This window comes from Acinetobacter uliginosus (assembly GCF_044130295.1).
GTDB lineage: Bacteria > Pseudomonadota > Gammaproteobacteria > Pseudomonadales > Moraxellaceae > Acinetobacter.
In genome coordinates, this window is record NZ_JBIQOC010000148.1 from 1 (window position 1) to 2,325 (window position 2,325).

The window sequence follows — 2,325 nt, forward strand, 5'->3', positions numbered from 1 at the left end:
CGGGATTTTAAGGTGATGAAGGCAGATCAAATAGAGCGTTGGGTTGGGCAGATTTCAAAGGGTTTTGGTAATGAATACATGTTTACTTTTTAGTTGATACTTATATTATTCATTTTTTGGATAACAAGACTTTTAATAATCCGAGTTACTGTTTTTTGAATGAATTGCCAATTTTATATATGAAAGCAATAAAGTGTCATACTATGTTGTGTGTAAGTGTTTTATTTTATTGATATTAAATTTAAATGATATTTATTAAAGTATCATACTATACGCAAAAACTAATCTAAGTATAATTCTATTAAAATAAAAAAGTTTCATACCAATATTTCAATATACTGAAAATAATGAATATATTTTCTTTTTTTGAAAATTGGGATGAAACTTTATTACCAAGTATTATTGTTTATTACTTAGTATTTAACTTTATTACTCAAAAACACCAGATTATTTGATCGATTTTATCGAACAGATGCATCTAGACAAAGAACAGAGGAAGGAACCGGCTTAGGGCTTGCGATAACCAAATCAATTCTTGATATGCTGGGGGCGACTATTAAAGCTGAATACATCAATGGTCGAATCGTTTTTACTATTGTTTTTCAAAGTGAATACATGCAAGGGTAATCGATTTAACTCATTTTTTGAGCCTCTACCATTTACCGGAGTTGATCTTACATAAAGTTCAAGCTGAGACCCAGAGTTATTCCAGCACCTATCAGGGCAATTGTGTAGCCAATTATGATGGCTCGGCCAAACTGTGCACCCCCTGTCATCCATGCAATTGCGGCTTTGCTTAACATGTTGCTCAGTGTAGCAAGCCCGAGAGCGATAGTAGCAATCTCTGTTGTTAAGCCTTGAGTACTATGCAGACGGGCGAGTGAGACTAAAATAGCATCTACATCTGCTAGCCCGGAAATAGTCGATAGTACAAAGATGCCGCTGGTGCCCAACCATTGTTTTGCTGCCGGAACCAAGACTGCCATGACAGCCAGGAAAGCAGCGAAGCTAAATGCTGTCCCAAGATCAAAAGGAGCCATTGTTTCTATTGTTCGATCGTTGTTTTCAGCGCTAGTAATTTGGCGTTGTCTCCACAGTGCCATACCCAGCAGCAGGATTCCCGCAATCATCATTGCACCACCAAAAGTGCTTAGAAGTGCTGGCTCAATGACGCCTATCAGCACCACCATACGGAAAAACATGATGCCACAGGCAGCTAATGTTCCAGAAATAGAAGCACTGACCATGACGGGATGCTGGCGTGCCAGTGCGACAGTTGCGGCTGTAGAAGATGCCAAACCACCCAATAGACCTGTCCAGAGTATGCCTCTTTGTGAACCGGTAAGCCGCATGGCAAAATGACCTGCCAGAGAGAGTCCGGCAATCAGGATCACTGCCCACCATAACTGGTAAGGATTTAATGCAGCAAAAGGTCCCAGACCCGTATTGGGTAAGTAGGGTAATATAACGACAGAAAGTACCAGCAACTGTAGAGATGCGGTTAATTCACGATGCTCTATCAAGCGTAACCAACTATGTAATTTTGGCTTGAGATCGGCTTTGTTGCACAAAGCTATTCTTGAAGGCTTCTTCAGTAATATAATTTCCAGATGAAGAAGCCTACACCTAAAATCTATCGTACAACCAATTGGTCCTCGTATAACCAAGCTTTAATCAAGCGAGGAAATATTTCAATCTGGTTTGATCCTAAGACGCAATGGTATGCACAACCACAAGGCACGCAAGGACGAAATCAAACTTATTCCGATACAGCGATTCAATGCTGTTTAATGATCAAATCTCTATTCCGTCTTTCTTTACGTATGGTTACTGGCTTTGTTCAAAGCCTGATTAAACTCTGTGGCTTGAATTGGACAGCACCAGATTACTCCACCCTTTGTAGACGACAAAAGCATATTGATATTGCGATAAGCTATCAGAAAAGTCATGATGGGTTACACCTACTTGTCGACTCTACGGGTTTAAAGTTTTTAGGTGAAGGCGAATGGAAGCGTAAAAAACATCAGCCTGAATACCGTCGGCAATGGCGTAAACTGCATATTGGTATAGATGCTGAAACACTGCAAATACGTGCCGTTCAGCTTACTACAAATAATGTCAGTGATTCACAAGTACTAGGTGATTTACTGGATCAAATTCCACTAGATGAGCGAATAGATTCTGTCTATACCGATGGCGCGTACGACACGAAGTGCTGCAGAAAAGTGATTTCAGATCGTCAAGCACATGCAGTAATTCCACCCAGAAAGAATGCCAAGCCCTGGAAAGATTCTAAAATAAGTTCAATAGAACGAAATGAGTTAC

General features: G+C 40.0%; 1 protein-coding gene and 2 pseudogenes. 2 read left to right on the plus strand and 1 reads right to left on the minus strand.

Going from position 1 to position 2,325, the window contains the following annotated elements; genetic code table 11:
* Positions 1-441 precede the first annotated feature (441 nt).
* Positions 442-627 (plus strand): annotated as a pseudogene (locus ACE01T_RS17170) (ATP-binding protein); the annotation flags it as partial.
* Between the two features lie 47 nt (positions 628-674).
* Here ACE01T_RS17170 and ACE01T_RS17175 read toward each other — a convergent pair.
* A pseudogene (locus ACE01T_RS17175) lies at positions 675-1,556 on the minus strand (MgtC/SapB family protein); the annotation flags it as partial.
* Positions 1,557-1,610: 54 nt separating this feature from the next.
* Here ACE01T_RS17175 and ACE01T_RS17180 point away from each other — a divergent pair.
* The coding region (locus ACE01T_RS17180) for an IS5-like element ISAha3 family transposase (protein WP_395519756.1) at positions 1,611-2,325 on the plus strand (715 nt) is incomplete at its 3' end.